Source organism: Novosphingobium sp. ST904, from assembly GCF_001298105.1.
Taxonomy (GTDB): domain Bacteria; phylum Pseudomonadota; class Alphaproteobacteria; order Sphingomonadales; family Sphingomonadaceae; genus Novosphingobium.
This window is the reverse complement of record NZ_LGJH01000163.1, coordinates 1-21,760: the sequence shown is the minus strand read 5'-3', so window position 1 is coordinate 21,760 and position 21,760 is coordinate 1. Positions and strand designations below refer to the sequence as shown.

Below are 21,760 nucleotides of genomic sequence, written 5' to 3'. Positions count from 1 at the left end.
CTCCATCTGGAGGGACAACGGACCTGCCGCCAGCCCTCCCTACGCCGGTGTCAACCGGATCAGGTTCAGCGGGTCGTGGTCTGCAGACCACCTCTCAGCCGCGCATAAGCGGCCCCCCGGGGATAGGGCGCCTCTAGGCGGTCAGATGCGGGCTGGGAAGCGTTATTGAGAGCAAGGCACACCATTACCGCCCTACCGGCGTCCACGCGCGAGGATCCTGATCCACAGTCTTGCGGGTCTTTGCCTCCGCGATTTCATCCCGCCGCCCGCGCACGGCCTCGATCTGGCCGGCAGCGGCGAAAGCTTAGGCGGCCCAGACGCGTCCCGGCTGGCATAGCGGCGTGGATAGATCGCGGCCCTTGAACAGTTCGATAAGGCGAAAGGATCTCGTTCAACAAGGAAGCGCGCAGCCGCTATCTCACTTTTGCGATGTCCCGGGAGGCCCACTGGAACGGCAACTTCCGCGACCTCGCCGCCAGCGTCACGCGCATGGCCACTTTTGCACCGAAGGGCCGCATCGATCTGGCGACGGTCGACAACGAAATCGCCAGACTTGGGCGCCTCTGGTCAGTCAGCAACGCCAGCAATGAGGATAAGCTGGCAGCATTCCTCGACGCGGAAAGACTGGACGAGATCGATCCCTTTGACCGCGTCCAGCTGGCTTACGTCGTGGACACATGCCGCGAAAGCACATCCCTGTCCGAAGCCGGACGGCACCTGTTCTCCGCCTCGCGCGCGCGACGCAACAGCACCAACGACGCAGACCGGATCAGAAAGTATCTGGCTCGCTTCGGATTGGATTTCGCGACAATCCGATAACGCACGCTAGTTATGCCTGTTCACCGCAGACTAAAACTTAAAAAGACTTGATCTCAATTATGATTGTATAATTAGTCACCCATTGCCAGCATCGTTCCAATGCGACCACGGGATGTCGCCTGCGGCCCCATCAACTCACAACCATTCTCGGACGCTTCTCGGCCACCAAGTAAAGTCGATGATTTTCTAACTTAGTATTCTACGGTTTAAGGGGTAGCCTATCAAGCAGAGTTCTGGTGATATGGTCGCCTATCAATACCTTGGGAGAGATGATGAAGGGTGGCCTTGCATGGCGATCAGCAGTCGCACTGTCTCTGCTCTTAGCCTGTTCCGGATCGACGCACGAGGTCGAAAGGGTGGGCATCTACTATCTCCAATCGGAGCGCCTCTCCGGCGCGGAGACGGTCAATGGTTACGGATCAGCCAATGTCGGCGTCCTGGTGACCATTGACGTGAAAGGCCATGTCATCGACGCTCGGGTAGGAGACAACTTCTACAAGCTCGACCCCAAGCCAGCTCTTGAAGCTGCGCGGAAGTGGACATTCAAGCCTCAGTCGTTCGACGGGCATCCTGTCCAGGCAGTTGGCTTCATAACGATCAACTACGAAGCCGCCGAAACTGCTCCTGACCCGAAAGTCCCGTTCCCGGAAGGTAGCCCTCAGGATACCGAGGTTACGCTGCGAAGGACCGCCTGTTACGGATCGTGCCCCGATTATGAGGTTTCGATCAGGGGAGATGGCCGCGTCCGTTTCTCCAGCAATTATCCTCGCTTTCCCGGAAGCGCCGCCGACGTGCATCGTGCATTCAACGGGTACAATGTACTTTGGCCCGACCCTCATGAAACGAACGTCGAGCCTGAAGCGGCTGCCGCCTTGTTCCAGAAATTTCGAGATGCGCACTTCATGGGGATGAAGCCGGATTACACGGCCGGCGTCACGGATAGTCCGACCTATGAACTCACCCTGAGAGTCGGCACAACCTCCAAGGTTGTGGTCGATTACGTGGGCCGGTCTGTCGGCATGCCTCGGAGCATGACCCAACTCGAGGATGCCGTGGATACTCTGGCTCAGACAGATCGGTGGATTCGGGGCAACGGCGGTACTGTCGCTCTACTCAAGCAGCAGCGGTTCGACTTCACTTCTCAAGCCGGCGCAGACCTCGTTCAAAGTGCCATAAGGCTTGCGCAAGCCTCACTCGGAAGGAATGATCCGACAGACCTTGTCCGAGCTGCTCTTGCCTCCGGAGTCCGTCTGGACGCTCTCATTAAGGCCGGACCGCAGGATAATTCCCCTTCTTCGCTGGCTCTTGGCGTTCTGATCGCCGAATTTGCGGCAGAGAGGGGAGATCAACAGCTGTTCGACCGGATGGCAAAGCAGGGCTATGTTTCACGGATACCCAAGCCACGGTTGACGGCTCTGCTTGCCGAGGGAGTCGGCTGCAACGCCACGATAGCTCGAGCCCTGGTGAATGCCGGTGCCGACCCCAAAGGGCAGGATAATGACGGGAATGCCCTGCACATATTTCGCGGAACCTATGGGGCTTGCGGGAAGGCTTCCAGCCGGGACCGTGCTGCAATGGCGCGCACCCTGATCACGCTTGGCGTTCCACTGGAGGGACGCGATAGCCTGGACTGGACTCCACTCATGGGAACCAGCGATCTGGCGGTGACGAAAGTTCTCATCGAAGCGGGGGCGAAGCTGGACGCCAAGTCCAATGACGGCACCACACCTGTCCTTTCAGTGGATGACGATCGCATCGCACTCACAATGTTGCGGGCAGGCGCCAATCCCCGCGTGAAGGACCCAGACGGAACCCTTCTGGCTGCCGCGAAAAGGCGTCATTGGCCTGCCACTTTGGAATGGCTCGCTGCGCATGGGATACAGTGAAATGGCGGGCCGCTTCCCCATCGCTCGCCGTGTGAACGTGTTCTGCCTGGTCCTGGGCTCGCTCCTCATGGTTCAGTGCACAGGTGGATTGTCATCTCCTGATCCGTCAGGCAGCGAGGATGCCGAATTGACGGAACCAGCAGGGGCTGCGCTAGCCTATGATGACGGCGATACCGTCTATGTCTCAGCGTCGACCCTTCGGACGCGCGACGCGCCTTCAACCAAAGGGCACATCACGGGAAACTTCCGCAGCGGCGATAACGTCGAGATCATCAAGCGGTCGGGCGAATGGCTCCAGGTCATGAAGGACGCCCGGCGCGTGTGGATCTCAGCGAACCATGTCTCCTCGTCATCTCCTGTCACTCGCCAGTCCTTTGCCTCGCGCCCCTCATCGACAGGAGTATCAACTGACGACTCTGGCTCAGGCGGTGGATTTTCATGGTTCGGCAAACGCTGCAAAAAGGGAAAGCCCTGCGGCAACGCCTGCATTTCAGTCAATCGTGTCTGCCATAAGTGACAACGCCCCTCCCGAGACAATACCCTCCCCCAAGCTGCTCGAAGTCCCCGCTTTCGTAGCTGTTCGTGGGAGAGGCATGAAGTAGACTTTCATTACCTCTTGCCCAACGCCACGCCTTCTGTTGATGGCGGGGCTCGAACACCCCACAAAACCGACCCATGCCGGTCGTTCAGCCACCGATGGCTCCCCCGGGAGCCGGGACCGGCAGCTCGTCATCGTCCTACCGGGAGGATGGGGCCAATCGGCTTCAGTGCGCAGCCACCCAATCCTTGAGGGCTGCATCGATCCGCGACTGCCAACCGGGGCCGCCGGATTTGAAATGCTCGATCACCTCGGGCGAAAGGCGCAGTGTGGTGCTGACCTTTTTTGGGGCCTTCTGCGGACCGCGCGCGCGAATCGTCTTTGCGAGGCCCGGGAACGCCTCAGCGAAAGGCATTGCCCTCGCGAAGTCCTCGGCTGTCAATTCGGGGTTATTGCTGACCGCATCCATATCGGCCCTGGTGTATCCGGGAGCGGCGTGTTTCGGGTCGGTCATGGCAGGAGCGTCCATCCTTCGCAGGGATCACCAGAGCGGAGAGGAAGAACCCTTCGCCCACATCGGCAAAGTCGATCCCGTGCTTGACGAGGCTCGCTTGCCGTTTCGGTTCATCCCATACAATGATCATGGCTTTTTGTAGCTACGATTTGATTGGTGGTCAATCGCTTTTAGTAACTACAATTCGCCTTTGGCGTCGGGATCGATCTTCCAGTTCATCAGGCGTCGCAGGCTCTTGAACATCTTGCCCAGCGTGGCGGCGGGCGAGGCGAGCGCGCTGGTCGAGCAAAGGCTTGCGCGGTTCCGTCGGCGAGCCGTCAAAATGGTACGTTATCGGCCCTGCGGCTGAGGTTCGAGCGCCGACGGGCCGGTCCCAACTTGAGCGCAACGCGGCGGCGGTGGCCCAAGTAAGCAGCGTGAACACATGGCGTCTCTGGTTCGATCACGCCTCCGGCTTCCATCTTCACCGTCGTACCCAGCGATGGCACGAACCAGATCCGGCACTTCCTGTAGCGGCACGCGCGCCATGTGCTTCACTCGTGGGCGGGGCTTCAAGGCGCCAAGCAGGTGAACAGTTGGATTCTCGCGCGCCCACCCGTTGGCGATCGCAAACCGATAGACCTGGCTTACGCATTGGTTGGCGCGCCGGCTGATATCGAGAGCCCCCTCGCCTCGATCTTTCTGATCATGTCCAGAATCTCGGGGACGGATATCTCAGTGAGAGGACGGTGACCGATCGCAGGAAAGACATCCCTTTCCATCCGGCTGATTACCCGCTGGGCGTGGGCGGCATTCAATCCGCCGGCGCGATTGGCCTGCCAATTGCGCGCGATTTTTTCGAAGGTACGCTCTGCTGCCTGCTGCTCCTCCGCTTGGGCCACCCCCGGATCTCGCCCCTCGGCAAGGCAGGCTCTGGCTTCATCGCGCTTGGTCCGCGCAGCCGCGAGCGGAAAGTCGGGATATTTCCCGAAGCTCAGCAGCTTTTCCTTGCCGGCGAATCGGTACTTCATCCGCCACAGCTTCGAGCCGTTCGGCTGGACGAACAGATGCAGTCCGCCGCCGTCCGTCAGCTTGTATGCGCGGCTTCGGATCGCCGCGTATTTAACTTCAAGTTCCTTGAGGGCCATCTGGGGGTATCGCATGTTGGGGGGGGGCTGGCCAAAAATACCCCCAATTCCACCCCAATTCAAATCGACGTGGGCGGTCTCGCATGGACGAGAGTGGACGCCAGCGGATGACCGCGAACGCCGTAAGTGTTTGAATTTGTTTTGAAAAAAGATGCCCCGAGACGTCGACGGACAAAGCTGGACGGTCTCTGAAAATGGGCAATGGTAGCGGAGGAGGGATCTTCCTAAGCCGCCCAAATGCTTGATATGTTTGTACAATAATTAACTATTCTATAAAAATACCCCATCAATACCCCCAATATGAATTCTTTGCGACAGAGCGAGCCGGGATTCAGGCAGCCGGATCTAAACGTAAAATCACAGTGGAATTACGCACCCGACGTTGGGGCGAGGACAGCACTTACGCACACCGGAGCAGTTGCACTCGGAGCATCAGCTAAAAGGGCGTGAACCACTTGCCTTTCATTAGCAAGTTGCCGACCATAATGATCTGCATCCTGAATGATGTCAGCCAGCATAGTGGTCTGCAATTCAAGCCCGGCTGCAAAGTCGTCGAACGCCGGCCCGATGTGTGCCCAGGCATCTTCCGCTGCCTTACGTCCGTACTGCGTGAACGCTTGTTGACGCTCCTCCCGCTCAGTAGCCGAAATTCTGGCTTGCTCGCGATCGGACCACCACCCTATCAGGGTACTAATGCCTTCCATTGCCAAGGGGGCGAAAGCAATCATCTGCTCATGCGTTTTTGCAGAAGCAATCATATTGTTATTTTCTTCTTTTTTCTTCTGAAGAGTATATATTGCTTTCTTGATGCCCTGCTTGGCAGATTCACCAGATTGGTCTAGCTTGATTTGTAGATCCGTAATCTTCTTTCCAAGGCTGTCGCTGATTGCAGCGTAATCCTTGACCGACTTCCCATCGTATTCGGTGATCTTGCGCAGGTCCATGAACTCGCGGAAGGCCTTCTGGACTTTAGTCCGCATCTCAGGCGCGGCTGAAGCCTTGCTACGCACGGTGACCGGCTCGCTCCAGTCATCCATCTTCCAATAGGAAGCAGCGGCCTTATCGAACTCAGCGCCGCTTTCACGCACAAGCTTCTCCAGCGCGGCAGATTGTTCTGCAAGCCAGTCCTGAACACAACCCTGCAATCGGTCGCGCAGTGCGGCAGCGTCCTTGCCGCGTATAGTAAAGAAGCTGGATAGTTCCTCCTCAATCCTGCGACGAAGTTCCGCTTGAGCGCGCTCTCGAATGAATTTCTCACGAGAGGCCAGATTATCGATCTGCTGGTGCTGCCGCTCCGTTTCGACGAGCACCTGCTGGTTGGCGAGAATCTCGGCATCTTTCGCCGCAACTGTCACCGTCAACCTGCTGCAGAAGCGACGTATTTTCGCCGCTCTACGCAAATCTCCAAGTTGGCCCGGCAGTCCCTCCAGCATACCAACTAATGCACTGATTCCGTCCCACTCCCGGCATCCGTCCATGTATGATCCCCGCTGCGGGGCAACATCGTTACCGACATACCCCAGCGGATCAGCTGAGACCGTGAACACGGGCGCTTGGCCCAGTGACAGCCTGTTAGCCTCGATCAGCTTACCCCACTCGTCCTGCTTCAGGGCTGCGTAGGCACGGTAACCAATCTGATCGTCCACCGGATCGGCGCGCTCATCCAGTTTGGTAATCACCACCAGCAGCGATTGAGCGCAGGACAATCCTTCCTTCCGATAAGCCTTGCCGGAAAGGATCGGCAGTACCACGTCCCTGTCGCCGGTGATCAGTTGCGGCGGCATAACCAAAAGCATGACATCACTTTCCAGCACGGCCTCGAGGGCTGTCTCCTCGTGCTCCGCGCTGCCTGCCGCCAGCCCTGGCGTATCCCGCAGGATGCAGCCGAATGCCTCCACGTCGTTCGACTCAAACGTTTCCCGGCGGGCACTCACCGTCAGCCAGGCGGGGATCGACACTCCCGCTTCCACCAGTAGCCGCTTGAGCAGTGTGCTCTTGCCTGCATCGTAGGCGCCGAACAACGCAATCACGGGCTTGGTCGGAAACCGATCTTCATCCGCGACCGCATTGGGCAAGATGCTTGCCACCTGGGCAAACCATTCATCTTCACGCATCAACCCGCTTCCCCTTGATACATACTTCAAGCCATTGCCGGCCGTCAGCAATCACCTCGGCGATGGCGGTTCGCTCACCATCCAACCGCTGCAAACGAGCAGCGTTCAAGCGCTGAGCGGCTGCAAGTTCGTCTCGCACGGCAGTCAGACTGGCGCGACATGCTTGCAGGTATGCGGCAACACCTTCACGATGTGCATCGTCGCCCAGCATTGACTTACAAATTTCGTCTCGTCCGGCGGCGACTGCTGCCGCGATGTCCTTGCGCAATGCTTCGACTTCAGCGGCCTGCTTCTCATCTTTGCGCCAAGACCAGACCTCATAGATTGCCGTAAGTACGACAAATGCCCGCCCCCCATACTTGGCGAACCTGCCGGCAATCTTTGTAGCGCCCCAAGGCTTGAATTTGACACGGAAGAATTTGCCGATGCCATAGATCACATCGCGCTCCCCCAGCTTCGCGACCCCCTGCTTGAGCAGGGGCGACAATACGCTGCCGCCATCTCCCAATATTCCCGATTGTTGCCCCAGACCATCGGCGTCGAAGCTAATGCCCAGCGAAATGACAGCTTCACGCAGTTCGCGCGATTCCATAGTGCGCTGCACTTCTTCAGTCGCCCGCTCGAACCAATGGTCCAGTTCAGTCTTCCACCTGCTCTGCCAATGGGCAACTTCCTGACCGAATACCGGATCTTCCCACCACGTCTCCAGTCGCTTGCCAGCGGCTTGCAGCTCGTCAGGATTTCTTGCACCCCACATATCTTCCAACAGCGATTGCGTCGTTTCCTCGAGCATTCTGTCGATGTCGAGAATGATCCGCTTGTGGAAGGTTGCCGCCTCGTGGCATCGCGCATCTATGGTCGCAATCAACTCTTCTAGGAAAGCACTCTGAATTTCCCACTCGGCTTGGTCAGCCTGTAACTGACGGTCAACGCCTGCCAATTGGAAAAGCCCCCCTTCCAGAACGGTGATGTCCATCCAGAAGGGCCTTTCGGGCCCGGACAGCCTGTTGGACAGAGCCTGCAACAGATCCTCCATTCCATCCCATGCGCGATGCAGATCGAAGGCAGTCGCATCTATGCCAGCCTCGTCGCCGACAAGGGTAAAGGGGTCCGCTGCAACCACGAAGATGTCCTCGGCCGGAAACTGGATGCCTTTGGATGCCAGGGCGTTGCAGAGCTCCACCCGTTTGCGCCGCACGACATTGGTGAACTCTTCCGGCTGCTCGACAGGGTCGACGCCCAGATCGTCAGCCCGTCCCAAGACTAGTATGGTCCGGCCAATTTTGCCGGGCAGACCCAATTCCCCGTTCCCGATCAGCACCGTACACAGATGTTCGATGGTGCTGTCCAAAATGGAGCGGTTTAGCAGCCAGACCAAGATCGAAGCTTCCGGCAGGGTACTTTGCGCCAGCAGATCGTCACCAGCGCGACCGCTGCGAAAACCCGGCGTGTCAATGAGCCACGCCTCGCCGCAATCATACCGGCGGACGGAGTTGGTCGTCGGGTCTGCGCGAATTTCGATATCGTCGGGCACTGACATTCCTGCTTCCGCAAGGATGCGCCGAATGAAGGTTGTCTTCCCGGCATTATAATCCCCGACCAACATGATGCCGGGTCGATCCAGCGACGCGAGATCACGCATGTCGGACAGCGCAGGCTGTGCGACCTCCACACCGCGCAATCGGCTCTCAGCCCGTGCGACGAATGCCTCTCCATACCTCTCTGAATCACGACTGATTTCGGGTGCGCGCCAAGGTATCCAAACACGCTGACCGGCGCCTGTTGTGGCATCGACGTCCTCCGCCGTGGTGGTGAGCAGACCCTCGGGATCGTCGATCCAGTCCTCTCCTGCCCAGATCAAGCGTGCGCTGTTGCGCTTCGTCGGGTGGCGCGCCTCGATTCGCTGCGCGGCTTCGTTCAGCGCGGCGACGGGGCTGCTATGTTTCAGTGTCGAATCGGTGTGATCGATCTCCACAATCAAGCGCTCGGTTTCGATTATGACGACGCGGCAGGTCCCTGCGTCGTGCAGCAAAGGCGGCAAGGTTTGGAGCAAGCACTCGTCTCGGAAATTCCGGGCTACCTGCTTGATCTGGTGGCGCAGGTCATCAAAGGCTTTGGCAACCGCCGCTCGCGCCTCTGACAATGCCTGCCTCCTAGCTTGAGATCGGGTCGCCTCCGCTTCTTTTGCCAAATCCTTTTGCGCAGCTCCGAAGAGCATTTGTCCGGCCATTCCCGCAGCCACGCCCCACGGTCCGGTGAGATATAGTGCAGTCAGTCCTAACTTCCCCATCCGGAGCACCACACTTGCACCACGAGCATCCCACCCAGCATCGCCTTGGATGGTGGTTGCAGAGGCATCTAAATTTACAGCATCAAAATCTATCAGAACTCCTTTTGCTTCTAATCGGCCACGCAAGTAATCTGCAGCAAGCTCAAGCACCTTTTTCCCGGCCTGTTTCAGTACTGTATGCTCGTATATGCTCTCGAACTCGTCCGCTTCGACTGCCGCTTTGCGCTCGAAAGCGCCGATGACCTGTTCCTCCGCGCGGCGCATGGTGGAAGCGCGGTGCTCGCCAAGCCAGGTGTCGATCAGGCGGGACAGATGCTCGTCGAACTCACCCTCGGTCGAAACGGTATAGCGGCCACCGCGCAGCCTTTCCTGCCAAGACAGCACATCCGTCCCGCATTCGGTGCGTGGCAGCCTGGATCGAACCGCATCATTGGCCGGGTAACCCAGCAGCTTGAAAAGCTGCGCGATCTCCTCGTCTACCGTTTCGGCGCGGTGCCGCGCGAACTGTGCATGCGTGTTCAGATCGAACTGGATCGCGTAAAGATCGCCACGAAGACTGGCAGTCAGCATGCCGAGCCGGATGCTGGCCGCATCGCTCGCCAGAGTTTCAATAATCAAATCCTCCAGCGCAGGCAGGTTCGACCAGCGCAGCAGAGCCTCCGCGCCATACTTCTCCCGTTGGGTCGCCAGTTCATTGGCACCCGGCCCTGTATACGGCAGCCGCGCCCGGGACAGCAGCGCGCGGCGAGAGTTCAGGCAGATGATGGGCAAGTTCCCCAACCCTTCAGCCGCCAAATTGTCACGCACGTTACCTTCATGCTGCTGCATCGTCCGCGAATGCTTCACCCGCAGGAGTCGACGTCCCTGCCGCACGGGGTTGCGCCATTCGGGATGGCTATTGTTGATAATCGCGATAACCGGCTTGCCATAGGCAATGACCCATTCGGCCACCTTGGCGAATTCACTCACCTGCTGCCCCTGCGTGTCGAAGCATAACAGCACGATGTCGGCCGCCTCGACAGCCCGATGTGCCTTTGCCTCCAGATCTGCCCGCTTTTGTGCCCGTCCCCAGCCATTGATGCCGGGCGTGTCGATCAGCATGCAATCCTGCCAAGACACCGGGTTCACATCGACCGTCCAGTCGCTTTCGCCTTGGGAGACGGATTGGCCGTCGCCATGCGAGAGCGCCTCGATCAGCGTGCTCTTGCCCGCGCCCGTGCGACCGAAAAGCACGATGTTGAAGTCCTTCAGCGCTTCGCTGCGATTCTGCCAGGTCGCATTCAAGCGGGTCTCTGCAGCCAGCGATGCATTGACATAATCATCGACCAACACCTGCTGTTCGTAGCCAAGCTCGGATGCTTGTGTTTGCAGGGCTGCTATACGTGCCCGGCCCGATGCCAGTGATCTGCTCAGTTGCCTGATATCACGGAGAATCAGGTTCGCTTGCTTTCGGCCCTCAGCAACGGATTGTGTGATCGCTTCTTTCAGGCAGCGTCCGCCCAACCTCTCAGCAGTGTTGCTATTGGTCGTCATGTAATCCTCGGGTATCTGCTGGCTTTATAACAGGTAAGCGCTCGACCGCATGCGACATTTGACCCAAAATCTTATTGGTAACGATCAGTCATTAGCCAGCTACAGGAATTCTACCGCTAGCTTGGCCGCAAAGCCGCTGGGAAAGCCAACTTTCGGGCGAGCACTTCCAATTCGTCGCGCCAAGCCAGCTTGTCGAGCCAAGTCTGGCGAATTGACGATGCGCCATAGATCGCACCAGCCAACTGCCCGGCAATGGCAGCAGTGGTATCGGCATCATCACCGAGATTAGCTGCCAACAGCACAGCGGCATCGAAGCTCGTGGTGTTGGCAACGGACCAGATCGCTGCTTCGAGGCTATGCGCCACGTATCCGCTGCTCGAAATCTGATCGCGCGTTTTCCCCCGCCAGCTACCGGCCATGATTGGGCCGATCACAGGCCCAAATCCGTTCGCTGGAACCGCCAGGGCATCCTCAAAGTCGGCACCCAGAATGGCCGCCCGCAAGACGAGTACATATGCTTCACAGGCGTCGAGGCACGCGTCTGCAGCGTGCGTGGTCATGCTCTGTCGGCGAGCTACTCGCGTTACGATAGCGGGATCCTGCCGGATTCCCCAAACCGCGACAGGCGCAAGCCTCATGAGTGAGCCGTTGCCTGCTGAATACGGATCGGTCGAGCCGGCAATCGGGTCGCCAGTTTCCTCGAAACGAGCAAGGGCTTGGCGGGTTGCAATGCCGATATCGAAGCAGCTGCCCGTGGGGCTGAAGGCACCGTTCCGCCACCAGCTGACGAACCGCCGTTGTGCTTCTTCCGGTTCGAAAACTAAGCCTTTTTCTGCACTGGCCAGGAGAGCCTCACCAAGCGCAAGGGCCATAGACGTATCATCAGTCCAAGTCCCTGCGTCCAAGCCGAACGGCCCTCCACCAACCATATCTGTGATGTGGGGATAAGTGTCCCGCGGCTTGAACTCGAGGGTCGTGCCCAAGGCATCACCGACCGCCAAACCAATGAGGCATCCACAGGACCGATCGTTAATGCGCTCGATCGCTCGAAGGTGATCTTCCTGCGCTCTCGTCTCAATAGCGCCCGGCCTGACCTTTCGCACTTGGGCGATTGCGGTATCGGCGCCTGATATGCCGAGCTCGATGAGCAGCCTCGCTGCCACAGTGCCGGCTCGGCCCAGCCCTCCTCGGCAATGGATAAAGACGCTTTCCCCATCGGTGAGGAGACTGCGCAGCCGGGCTCCGGCCGTGTACCATCGTTGCTCGAATTCCTCGCCAGGAGCGGTGACGTCGGGGATCGGGAGATGAAACCATTCCATACCGCGCGCAGCAACCGCAGTCTCCAGATCTGCGACCCCCAGCAGCTCCATCTCGTGCTTCTCAATCAGAGAGACGACAGCAGCAGCACCCCACCCACGCACCGCGTCCAGATCCGCCGCAAGGTCACGCTTCCACTCAAAGCCAGCGAGCGCACACCCTTGCTTCCCGGGACAAAAGGAAACGCCGATGCGTCCTGACGCGGCTGAAAGTGTGGGGATCTGGATCGGATCAGTGATGCTTGTTCGAAGATTTCTGCTCATTGCGCGTTATTACGATCCATATGCGACATTAGTGGTCGCACGTTTCAAAGGGCATCAGACCGGCATTGGTTGGCGCTGGGGATGAATCCGGACTTTCATCCGGGTGTTGCCTTTCTTGCTTTAGCCTCGCCCGCCTTGCCAGACGGAGAGACCGAAATTTGCAAATGCCCTGTTTCAGTTCTGCGAGATTCAAAGCCCCCTGCCTTCTCGACCAGGTCGCTCAGCTTGCCTTCACCATAGGTTCGAGGGTCAAAGTCAGAGGCGAGCGCTGCAAGGCGTTGGCCCACCCGCCCAAGAGGTACCCAGCCCCCTTCATCATCGAGCTGTGAGATGGCGGTTCGGATCAAAGGTGCCGCAGCCTTGGGCGACTTCTTTACGCTAGCCGGACGGGCATCCTGTCGGCCTGGTTCATCTGACGTTGGCGCCTCTGGCAGCAGGTTCTCGGTGTAGATGAAACGGCGACACGCTTGTCGGAAACTCTCGGGAGTTTTCTGCTCTCCGAAGCCGTAGACATCGATCCCTTGCTCACGGATACGCGAGGCCAGCCCGGTAAAGTCACTGTCGGAGGAGACAAGGCAAAACCCGTCGAAACGACCGGTATGCAAAAGATCCATCGCGTCGATTACCAACGCAATATCGGAGGCATTTTTGCCGCTGGTGTACGCAAAGTTCTGGTGCGCCTTGATCGCATGAGTGGCCAGAACGTCAGCCCACGATTTAAGCCTAGTTCCGGAGAAATCGCCGTAAATGCGGCGGACACTTGCCTCACCGATCTTTGCAATTTCTTCAAAGAGGCGCGGTGCGATCCGGGAAGATGCATTGTCTGCGTCAATCAAGACAGCAAGTCGTGGGGTGCGAGGTTCATTGGCCATTTTGCACCATTGCCCTGATATGCATTAATCAGCCGATAAAACTTGAAAGGCGGCGGCTGATAACCTCCTGATCTTCAGGGGTCCTGAGCAGGCGCTTGGCTCTATCGTGTGCGAATTCAGCTACCTCGAAGACGACTAAACTGTAGCCATGCCGCGGCAGCAAATCGGCGCGGCGCTCATCATATCGTCGGCGTTGTTCGCCCCGAGGAATGCCGGAAACCGTTGGCTTATCGTCGAAGAAGCCGACACGTTCGCGGTGTTGTCGCTCATGATATTCCACCACGAGGCCAAGAGCAGGATAGAATCCATCGACAGGTAATGGCTTCCGGCGAGCACGCCGATCTGGATCTCCGGTGAGAAACTCAAAGCAGTGCTGCCGGACGGCCTTCAGCCCGAGAACTGCGTCGCAGAGATCCAGCACGTAATGCTCGTCGCGAAGTGCGGCCAGGGAACCGCCTTGTACAGTCTTCAACGTCGATCGAAGCCTGACACTCCCTCCGCATAGCCGGGCCATGACCCGTTCCATGTCTCGATGCTGATCGCTCCCTCGTACGACTTCCCAACGTCCGTTGTGCGGATGCCAATTGAGACTTGCAGCGCGAAGGGCAGCTCGAAAGCGCTTCGGATCTATTCCGCTCGCAACGGCCATATCGACGGCGGTGATTAGCTGGCCTGGAATCGTCATGCCGGGTGCCCCTTCACGCAAATCCGCGCACCATTGCTGCCTCGATGCCGGACCACTCCTGCTCGTGTGATCCAGAATTGTTTGGCATGCCCACCTTGGTCAAACAGCCCTTGGGATAGGTGTAGCTGTCGATCCGTCGCTCTGGCTCCTCGCGCCAGGCGATGTTAACGGCCCAGAACTTCGAGAAGAAATAGAGGCTCGAATAGGGCAAGTGATCGTGGATCCACCAGGCAAGCTTGCGCCAATCCCCCTCTGCCTGGAATGCGTCCCAAAATGCTGGAACGGCGACACACGCCGTGGCACCCATCCTGCCTTTGGCATCGCGTCGATCCCAAATGTGCCCGGCAAAATTGGCTTCGTTAGAAGCACAATTGTACCCGCCCTTCCCCGCAGCTTGCATCTCATTGCCCAACCCGTTGACTTCGCACGAGCGAAAGGCTGATCGAACAGCGATGCGGCCAAACCGATCCTGCAACGGTTCAAGCAGTTCTTCGCAGAGCCTGCTTCCTGCCGCGATCGCCAGGTCAGGGTCATCAGGCACGTTGCTCAGCCCATGAAACGCGGCGATGTCAGAGAACAGGAAATCGCGCATAAAGAATGACTTGGATAGGCGAACACGCCCAAGTTGGGTCAGCGCCGCAACAGAATCAGGTTTTCTCATGCGCCATGCCTCTTATCCCGATACGTCAAAAGCGGTCGCACCTTGAAACGATTGCGCCAAGAGAGCCCTCATTCCTTCTTGCAAGAGCACCAGATAGCCGATGTATGTGCTTCACAGTTTGAAAATGAGATCCGAGGTACCCTTGGTCAAATGCCCTAACACGTAAGCTACCAATCTGCGCTTTTCGACAAGCCTTTTTCCACCCCAACCATGAACCCGTTGAAGGCGCGAGCTAAGAAATCAAATGGCGCACTTTTTAGATCGCGTACTCACCGAATACGACGACTCCCTTTCGTCCGATTCATACATTGACCCCATCGGCACGCTCATAATTTGGTCGGCATTCGGCAGACAGGTTTTTCGAAACAGGATAAACTCCATTTCGAACGATGTCAGAAATTTCACCCTCAATCTCTTTCATCACTACTTGGTGAAGACGCTGATCGAAGATGACGATGAGGACGCCCGTCTCAGTCATGCGCTGGCGCGGCAATATCAGAGCAAGGACAGCCTGAATTTCAAGCAGGCATGCCTGATTTTCCTCGAAAATGTCTTCGTCTTCTCACTCCTGCGTCATGAGAAATCACAGGATGTGGAATCGACAGGAATCCTTGGGATCTTAAACGCGCGGCGACTGTGGGCGAATGAAGATCGCCCGCCGGCACTTATCTTTACTCATGAACCTGCCGGGCAAATCCTGGTCCGGCAGCTCGGCCTAGGAGTCAGTGGTCGTTATAAAACACCGCTAATGGAAATGGGCTTCTTCGATGGCAATTATCACTATCATAAGCCAGCATTTCAAAGCCGGTGGGCTGATGCCGAAAGGCTCATAATCGGCCAGCCGAAGAGCTTGCTTAGCAAGGTTGAACGCAAGGCATCCGACTTTCTCAAGGAATGCGTCTCCCAACCGATCCAAGGCGGGAAACTTCCATTTGCTGATGTCCCAGCAGATTTGACCCGAGCATACGCTCGAGCATTTGCCTCGCCTCAAGCAGTGGGAAGTTACGCAAAAGACTTTTGGCTTTTACAGACAGAGCTCAATCAAGGCGCGGCCGGTGCGATTTTCGATGTTCTCGAAGAAACAGACGATCTCTCGCCGCAGGAGGCAATTGAGCAGGCACTTTCGCATGACCTAGCGCCCGGAGAGAAGGTCAAGCTCGAGCACATTGTGCACCTGGAGCCGTTCTTGGCAGATTGCTCGCTGCTATTCACTCTCATGGCATCTCGGCGAACTCAATCAACCGATGACGTTGCGAACGCATGGGCAAACTTCGGCAGGGACGCAACGCGATTGCCACGCGTATCCGCTGCGGTTTCTGACTATGCGGATCTGCCAGCCATTAAGGGCACGGAGGGGGCAAAGCGTCTCAAGCAACTTCTGAAAGCTGCAAACGCTGATAGTCTCGACGATCAAATTCGCGAAATTGCGAATTACCATGGCTCAGTGATGCAATCCCGCGGCCAGGTTTCATGGCTTAATGTCAGCAGCGACGGCACCATCAATGTCCACGCGCGAACTGTCTCTCTGCCCGAGCCCGACAGCCGTGCGCCTGGTTCATGGCTCAACAGTTATTATCTCCCCCAGTTCAGTAGCTTCGTGAACGGCCTGCGTGGAGCGGTCGCATGAAACTCCTGCAGGAGTTGAAGCGCAAGGTGACCGGCATGGGTCCCTTGCGCCGAGCATGGTTCACCACTTTCAACCTGGACATTGAGTTTCTCGAGACATTTGTCCTGCCTGCGGTGTTAGGTGCCGAACCTCCACGAAACCGGATCGAGTTCGAGCAGCTACAGCAGGAACTCACGGATCAAGGCATTGATCTCAGAGTCTTTTGCGATCCGCGGTTCATCGACACCAACCGCATCAAGAGGACATGCGTTCCCATACACGCAGTCCGTCCCGACCGCTTGTCGGAGCGGTTCGGCGAACGCAGTCTTTTTCATCCCAAAGTCATCTACCTTGAGGACGACAAAGGTCGGCGCATCATCGGCGCAGGTAGCGCCAATCTCACGCTGTCCGGCTGGGGCCGAAATCTGGAAGCGTTCGTATTCCGTGGGGTTGAAAGCCTCAGTAACTATCGAGAACTCCGGAGGTTTTTCGAGCGGCTTTGGGATGCCAGCGACATTCAGGACGGTGGTGGCAAACTCCCCGAGCGCCGAAAGTTTGCCAAGACCAAGGAGAAATGGCGGTTTGTCCATAGCCTCCAGAACCAATCATTCGCAGCGCAACTATTCGACGGATCGTCGGCGTCAGACATCGTCGTCTGGTCGCCATATCTGCCTAGCGACCTCGCCAGCTTTATCGGCAAGCTGCAAACTTCAACGGCGACCAGTGACCTGCGTGTCCATTTGGTGCCCGATCGGATCCAGAACAAATTCCTCAGAACTCAATGGAGCAAGGAACTAGGGGAGTTGATCGGGCGTGGGCATCTGACGTTCTATGATAGCCCAGTCGAACGCGACCACAGAACTGATTTATGTCATGCGAAGATCTGGAAGGTCGGCAAGGCCTTGGCTGTTGGCTCGTGGAACTTCACTGCACCCGGCTCCAACAGCCTTTGCGACGACCGGGGAAAATGGAGCCGAGACAACAACATTGAAGCAGGCATCATCATCGAAGATGCGAGTGACTGGCGTCTCATGCATGGCAAAGTACTGGCGCTGAGCGAGGAGGATTGCGCGTCGGATGAGCTCCTAGCCGAGGAAGCACTTAATCCCGCCGATCTGCCACCCTTTGATCTGCACGTAACCTTCGATTGGCATGCACAGGTCTACACGTTTTCGGGTGCGTGGATGGCAGGAAATGAGGGGCGCGAGGGATACTCTGTCCGACTGCCCGGCGTAGATGCGCTACTGCCATTGAAGTGGGCCCGCAGCGGCGACCCCGTGCAACCGGCGCAAATTCGTGTGAATGACAGCGTGCTGCTTAGAGATCGAATCTTTCGTGTACACCACGACGGGAAAGAGGTTCATTGCGGCATCGTCGGTGAAACTAACCTGAAGTCCCGCAGGGCTCAGATATTCAACAACTTGAATGATCTCCTGGAAGCCTTGTTGCTTGGGGATGATCCGGGATCGCTTACTGACCTTCCCCTTCGAGGTCCTGACGACAACGACAGCTTTCCTGACGACACTCCCGCTCAACCGGACTTGGGCTCAGAGCTACTCCAACGAGAAATTTCCGAGCACAGTTCGATTAGCTATTTCCGTCTTTTCAAAGCCATGCATGATTATCGCCAACGGTATTCTGCAGTGGACAAACTGGAGCAGTTGGAAAAGCAGGTCTTCGTAGCGCCTGGATGTCTACTCGAATTGGTCGAAAAGGCTGGCGAAACCATCCAAACCGAGGAGCGCTCGGTGTTCAATTGGTTCCTCGCGAATGAAGTCGCGACCGTTTGCGCCTTGGCTCAAGACCGGCGTCGCAAGCTACTTCACGGCTACAAACGTCGCGAGCCAAACTATACCCCGGCGCCCAAATCACGATGGAACAGCATAGCAATGTCGGTGCCCAAATCCCCGAACGGGGTCTCCGCAGAATATGTCACACTGGTAAGGGCGCAGGCAGCATATGAGTGAGTTCTGGCGACGCTTGAAACCAATGGACGTCGCGAAGTGGATCAACTTCGGCGGGGTCAGCGGGGAATGGACTTATGCGCCGGACCAACCGACAGGAATGGCCGCACTTCAGACCGAAGGCGTCGCTCATTTGTGGAGCGTGCTTTCAAGAAGTCCGGTTGCGCTCTTGGCCGATGAAGTCGGCATGGGCAAAACCTTTGAAGCACTTGGGGTAGCAGCACTGCTGTGGCGAAAGAAGCCCGACGCAAAGATTCTGGTGATCGCGCCAAACCGCGATATTTGCTTACATTGGCAAAAGGAGTTTGGGTCCTTTGCCCGCGACCTCTACGTAAAGGCCGATGACTTCGTTAAGAGCAAGAAGGACGGAAAACCCGTACCGCCTATCGGAGCCCACTATCGCCTGCCGGAATTGACCGAGGCAATTGAACAGCGGTCCAAAGATAAGGCGCCAACCCAATTTTACATAACGACAATCCATGCCCTCAGCGGCCTTCTCGATAGCGCCGACGCATCCAACGACAAGGCTAGAGCTGCGGGGAAAGTAGCCAAAAAACTCCATGAACGAATTCTGGCCGCAACAGGCGGGACTGGGTTCGATCTGATGATCGTCGATGAGGCGCATTATTTCCGCAATCGCCGCGGTGGATCGCAGCGCGTCGCTGCCGCCGAAGAATTTTTCGGCAAGCCTGAGAGTCGAATTGCTCGGCGCACCCTACTCCTGACGGCAACGCCGAGCCATACTCGCCTTGGTGATGTGGCGAACATCCTGTCCTACTTTGTCGACCAGGCCTCACTTGAAGGGAAGGAAGTCGATGACCTGATGCGCACCTACGCGCTTCGCCGGTTTCGGCGCATGGAGGGTCAGGGCACGAGCTATACAAAGCACCAATACCGCCGGGAAATCGCAACTCCGTGCAGATTTGGAGATAACCCCCAAGATGAGATGTTTTTTGCGCTCTACCAGAAGCGCCTGATCGAAGACTGCGGTGTGGCGGATGAAAAGAGGCGGGCTCTCTATGGTTATTTAGAAGGTTTCGAATCCGCAGGCCATCGTGATCTGGCCCGTGACGCGCAGAGCGAGAATGAAGGATCGGATGACGAGCGCTCGAAGGACTTCAGGGCGGCTGCGGACACACAGCTCCTGCAAGACATGAGCGGCGATTTTCGCGGCCTTTTCGGCTCGGCTCCCGATCACCCCAAATACGATGGCATCGTCAATCTCTGTACGCCATCAGAACTGTTCGAAATGGCCACAGATCGCTGCCTGCATGAAGATAAGCACCTCGTCTTTGTGCGACGCATCCCGTCAGTCCGAGAGCTCACGAAGCGCATCAATGAGCGTTACGACGAATTGCTCGCAAAGCACATTGCGGACACCCACGGCTGGGATGAAGAATCTCGTCTTCGATGGAAGAAAAGCAATTGGTCGCGTGAGGTATTCAACGAAATCACTGGTGCAAGCACTCGCCGCGACATCGATAGCGACGACGACCAGATGGACGAGATCGAAGGCGAGAGCGAAAGTGTCGACGAACACGACTATCTTCGTTCCAGAGTTGCAGACCTGTTTGTGACAAAGAAGGCGGCTGATGGCAGACCGCCTGCACCACCGACAGACTGCTCCCGCTTCAGCCTCAATCTGCGCAAAACAACCGGCATCTTCTCGATGCTCCTAGAACCCGCCTCTGACTATCAATCAGGTGCCTATCATTGGCACTACCACTTCGTGCAGGGGGGCAAGCAGCGCATGGATTTTGCCAAGGCTGCACAGATGCAACGAATGGAAACACGGCCCGAATTTCCGCGAGACGCGTTGGATGCATTGCGCCCTCACGACGGAGATCAGCGCGAATACGATGCGCCGATCGAAACGATCTGGGGTCGAGTATTCGATCACCTGCCCGCGCCACAGCGGGGTATACTTGTTGATTGGGCAACCGCTCAGCCGCGCATTGCCGAAAATTTTGCCAACTACATCAAAGCCGGATTTCTCTTCGCCAGCCCCGTTATCGTCGAACTCTATGGCTGGTATGTGACCTTCGAGCAGCGTCTTGCCGACGAGGAAAAGCACGCCAATGTCCAGCGGCGCTACCGGAAATTCTTGGATTTTGCAGACCTGCAAATTCCAGATTCCCTTTTGCTGAAATACTTTATTTCAGCCATCGCAACCTTCGAGCAGCTCTGCACGAAGATCATCGATCACGAAGTCGATGCTTGGAACAAGGGGTGGCGAACACTCACGACACTTTCCAGCCCGGCGTGGTATGCAAGCGGCGAATCCAGCCACCGGCAACACCTGATCCTCGGCTTCAACAGCCCCTTTTATCCGAACACACTGATGGCAACTTCGGTCTTCCAGGAGGGGGTGAATCTGCACCTGCAATGCAGAAAAGTGCATCATTACGGTATCGCATGGACACCGGGCGATAACGAGCAGCGTGTGGGCCGCGTCGACCGTCTCTTTGGGAAGGTGAACAGCCTCTTGCAGCAGCAGGGGCCCGACACGAGCGCCTTGGAAATAAATTATCCCTATCTCAAGGACAGCTTCGACGAAGATCAGGTCGGTTCCTTCATCGAGCGAAAATATGAAGTCGAGGACAAGATGGATCGATGCACGCAAGGGGACTTCGACAGGGAAATCCACTTGAACCGATCTGGCTGGGAGGTCTTCTTGAGAAAGCCTGTGCCGGACGCAATGTTGTCCGACCCTTACCCTGCCTTGTTTAGCCGAAGCTGACCGTCGGCAGACAAGCGCGCGATCACACGGACCTTACAAGCATGAGGAGATCCTTGAACTCCTCGTTGTCGCTTGCCCCTTTCCAGAAGTTTATGAAGCGGCAAACGATTTGGATATTCCCTCGGACGTAATGCCCACTGCTGTCGATTCTGTCAGGAGACGGCAAGAGGTTGCTATCGGCGTCAGGGCCGTGAAAGTGGAACGGAATGCCGGTCAGCGCGCAGCGGTTTCCTTGAAGTTCAAGCAATTCGGCGAGAAGAGCTTCGAGCTCTTGGGCGGAATGGCCAGACTCCTTGTTCTTGATCCTGCGTTCGATGATCTGTCCGGTCGATTTCCTGACCGTATCCTCGATCGACAGACGCATCGTAATGATAGACTTTTCTTGGCCGCCGATCACGCGGCCCGCATCTTTGCCTAATGTGGTTTTGTTGATTGCCACTGAGATGTGACCCGGGGTTTCCATTGAGAATTGACCCGGGTGGGTATGGGTTATGTGCTGCCGTATCCCGGCAGGTTCAAGATGCTGGATTCTCCTTTCTGGCTTTGGGCGCAGCAGTGCTGGCACGGAAGCGGAAGCTGTCGTTTCCGGTTTCCAGGATGTGGCAGTGGTGAGTGAGCCGATCGAGCAGCGCGGTGGTCATCTTGGCATCGCCGAACACGCCAGCCCATTCGCTGAAGCTCAGGTTGGTGGTGATGACGACGCTGGTGCGCTCGTACAGCTTGCTGAGCAGGTGGAAGAGCATGGCTCCGCCCGATGGGCTGAAGGGCAGATAACCCAGCTCGTCGAGGATGAGCAGGTCGAGACGTAGCAGGCGTTCTGCCAGCTGGCCG

17 protein-coding genes and 1 riboswitch are annotated in these 21,760 nt (G+C 57.3%); of the genes, 6 read left to right on the top strand and 11 right to left on the bottom strand.

What is annotated here, in order from left to right; genetic code table 11:
- Positions 1 to 19 precede the first annotated feature (19 nt).
- Positions 20 to 129: riboswitch (TPP riboswitch) on the bottom strand.
- 300 nt (positions 130 to 429) lie between these two features.
- From ADT71_RS24725 to ADT71_RS31700, 3 genes are all read left to right on the top strand, one after another.
- Positions 430 to 819, top strand: a complete 390-nt coding sequence (locus ADT71_RS24725) for a hypothetical protein (protein ID WP_054441187.1) — start codon at positions 430 to 432, stop codon at positions 817 to 819.
- A gap of 356 nt (positions 820 to 1,175) precedes the next feature.
- Positions 1,176 to 2,705 carry a DUF6438 domain-containing protein gene (locus ADT71_RS24720; protein WP_197283117.1) on the top strand — a complete coding sequence of 510 codons (1,530 nt, stop codon included), beginning with the start codon at positions 1,176 to 1,178 and terminating at the stop codon, positions 2,703 to 2,705.
- Positions 2,692 to 3,222 (top strand): SH3 domain-containing protein, encoded by a 531-nt coding sequence (locus ADT71_RS31700; protein ID WP_132469449.1) that lies wholly within the window; start codon positions 2,692 to 2,694, stop codon positions 3,220 to 3,222. Before ADT71_RS24720 ends, ADT71_RS31700 begins: the two co-directional genes overlap by 14 nt.
- 247 nt (positions 3,223 to 3,469) lie before the next feature.
- Here ADT71_RS31700 and ADT71_RS24710 read toward each other — a convergent pair whose 3' ends face one another.
- The 9 genes from ADT71_RS24710 to ADT71_RS24680 all read right to left on the bottom strand — a co-directional run bounded on the left by ADT71_RS24710 (position 3,470) and on the right by ADT71_RS24680 (position 14,619).
- Positions 3,470 to 3,757, bottom strand: coding sequence for a BrnA antitoxin family protein (locus tag ADT71_RS24710; protein WP_054441374.1), 288 nt, complete (start codon positions 3,755 to 3,757; stop codon positions 3,470 to 3,472).
- A 177-nt stretch (positions 3,758 to 3,934) separates the two neighbouring features.
- Positions 3,935 to 4,078: a hypothetical protein gene (locus ADT71_RS34440; RefSeq protein ID WP_231636167.1), complete on the bottom strand. Its 144-nt coding sequence runs from the start codon at positions 4,076 to 4,078 to the stop codon at positions 3,935 to 3,937.
- A 305-nt stretch (positions 4,079 to 4,383) separates the two neighbouring features.
- Positions 4,384 to 4,884: an Arm DNA-binding domain-containing protein gene (locus ADT71_RS34435; RefSeq protein WP_054441180.1), complete on the bottom strand. Its 501-nt coding sequence runs from the start codon at positions 4,882 to 4,884 to the stop codon at positions 4,384 to 4,386.
- 368 nt (positions 4,885 to 5,252) lie between these two features.
- Positions 5,253 to 6,998 (bottom strand): GTPase domain-containing protein, encoded by a 1,746-nt coding sequence (locus tag ADT71_RS24700; protein WP_054441178.1) that lies wholly within the window; start codon positions 6,996 to 6,998, stop codon positions 5,253 to 5,255.
- Positions 6,991 to 10,821 (bottom strand): GTPase, encoded by a 3,831-nt coding sequence (locus ADT71_RS24695; protein ID WP_054441176.1) that lies wholly within the window; start codon positions 10,819 to 10,821, stop codon positions 6,991 to 6,993. Before ADT71_RS24695 ends, ADT71_RS24700 begins: the two co-directional genes overlap by 8 nt.
- Positions 10,822 to 10,937: 116 nt before the next feature.
- Entirely contained in the window at positions 10,938 to 12,401 is a 1,464-nt protein-coding gene (locus ADT71_RS24690) for an ADP-ribosylglycohydrolase family protein (RefSeq protein WP_054441175.1), read from the bottom strand.
- Positions 12,402 to 12,496: 95 nt separating this feature from the next.
- Positions 12,497 to 13,273, bottom strand: a complete 777-nt coding sequence (locus ADT71_RS24685; RefSeq protein ID WP_054441173.1) for an NYN domain-containing protein — start codon at positions 13,271 to 13,273, stop codon at positions 12,497 to 12,499.
- A 28-nt stretch (positions 13,274 to 13,301) separates the two neighbouring features.
- The gene (locus ADT71_RS32405; protein WP_197283116.1) at positions 13,302 to 13,958 is read right to left on the bottom strand and encodes a hypothetical protein; all 657 of its coding nucleotides are present in this window, start codon (positions 13,956 to 13,958) and stop codon (positions 13,302 to 13,304) included.
- A gap of 13 nt (positions 13,959 to 13,971) precedes the next feature.
- A complete protein-coding gene (locus ADT71_RS24680; RefSeq protein WP_054441171.1) occupies positions 13,972 to 14,619 on the bottom strand; it encodes a hypothetical protein in 648 nt (215 codons plus the stop codon).
- A 244-nt stretch (positions 14,620 to 14,863) separates the two neighbouring features.
- Here ADT71_RS24680 and ADT71_RS24675 point away from each other — a divergent pair, with 244 nt between their 5' ends.
- Genes ADT71_RS24675 through ADT71_RS24665 form a run of 3 tightly spaced genes read left to right on the top strand, consistent with a single transcriptional unit; the run spans position 14,864 to position 20,929 of the window.
- Positions 14,864 to 16,246: a hypothetical protein gene (locus ADT71_RS24675; RefSeq protein ID WP_054441170.1), complete on the top strand. Its 1,383-nt coding sequence runs from the start codon at positions 14,864 to 14,866 to the stop codon at positions 16,244 to 16,246.
- A complete protein-coding gene (locus ADT71_RS24670; RefSeq protein ID WP_054441168.1) occupies positions 16,243 to 18,192 on the top strand; it encodes a hypothetical protein in 1,950 nt (649 codons plus the stop codon). Before ADT71_RS24675 ends, ADT71_RS24670 begins: the two co-directional genes overlap by 4 nt.
- Positions 18,185 to 20,929 carry a DEAD/DEAH box helicase family protein gene (locus tag ADT71_RS24665; RefSeq protein ID WP_054441166.1) on the top strand — a complete coding sequence of 915 codons (2,745 nt, stop codon included), beginning with the start codon at positions 18,185 to 18,187 and terminating at the stop codon, positions 20,927 to 20,929. The genes ADT71_RS24670 and ADT71_RS24665 overlap by 8 nt, the downstream gene beginning before the upstream one ends.
- A 22-nt stretch (positions 20,930 to 20,951) precedes the next feature.
- Here ADT71_RS24665 and ADT71_RS24660 read toward each other — a convergent pair whose 3' ends face one another.
- Positions 20,952 to 21,368, bottom strand: coding sequence for a hypothetical protein (locus tag ADT71_RS24660; RefSeq protein ID WP_132469448.1), 417 nt, complete (start codon positions 21,366 to 21,368; stop codon positions 20,952 to 20,954).
- 76 nt (positions 21,369 to 21,444) lie between these two features.
- Positions 21,445 to 21,760 (bottom strand): ATP-binding protein (locus ADT71_RS24655; protein ID WP_197283115.1); only part of this gene is annotated, 316 nt, incomplete at its 5' end.

Excerpts from the sequence above, each read along its gene's own strand:
- ADT71_RS24685 (WP_054441173.1), bottom strand. The coding sequence starts at position 13,273 with ATGGCCAATGAACCTCGCACCCCACGACTTGCTGTCTTGATTGACGCA.
- ADT71_RS34435 (WP_054441180.1), bottom strand. The coding sequence starts at position 4,884 with ATGGCCCTCAAGGAACTTGAAGTTAAATACGCGGCGATCCGAAGCCGC.
- ADT71_RS24680 (WP_054441171.1), bottom strand. The coding sequence starts at position 14,619 with ATGAGAAAACCTGATTCTGTTGCGGCGCTGACCCAACTTGGGCGTGTT.
- ADT71_RS24725 (WP_054441187.1), top strand. The coding sequence starts at position 430 with ATGTCCCGGGAGGCCCACTGGAACGGCAACTTCCGCGACCTCGCCGCC.
- ADT71_RS24710 (WP_054441374.1), bottom strand. The coding sequence starts at position 3,757 with ATGACCGACCCGAAACACGCCGCTCCCGGATACACCAGGGCCGATATG.
- ADT71_RS24670 (WP_054441168.1), top strand. The coding sequence starts at position 16,243 with ATGAAACTCCTGCAGGAGTTGAAGCGCAAGGTGACCGGCATGGGTCCC.
- ADT71_RS24700 (WP_054441178.1), bottom strand. The coding sequence starts at position 6,998 with ATGCGTGAAGATGAATGGTTTGCCCAGGTGGCAAGCATCTTGCCCAAT.
- ADT71_RS31700 (WP_132469449.1), top strand. The coding sequence starts at position 2,692 with ATGGGATACAGTGAAATGGCGGGCCGCTTCCCCATCGCTCGCCGTGTG.
- ADT71_RS32405 (WP_197283116.1), bottom strand. The coding sequence starts at position 13,958 with ATGACGATTCCAGGCCAGCTAATCACCGCCGTCGATATGGCCGTTGCG.
- ADT71_RS24695 (WP_054441176.1), bottom strand. The coding sequence starts at position 10,821 with ATGACGACCAATAGCAACACTGCTGAGAGGTTGGGCGGACGCTGCCTG.
- ADT71_RS24690 (WP_054441175.1), bottom strand. The coding sequence starts at position 12,401 with ATGAGCAGAAATCTTCGAACAAGCATCACTGATCCGATCCAGATCCCC.
- ADT71_RS24665 (WP_054441166.1), top strand. The coding sequence starts at position 18,185 with ATGAGTGAGTTCTGGCGACGCTTGAAACCAATGGACGTCGCGAAGTGG.
- ADT71_RS24675 (WP_054441170.1), top strand. The coding sequence starts at position 14,864 with ATGGCGCACTTTTTAGATCGCGTACTCACCGAATACGACGACTCCCTT.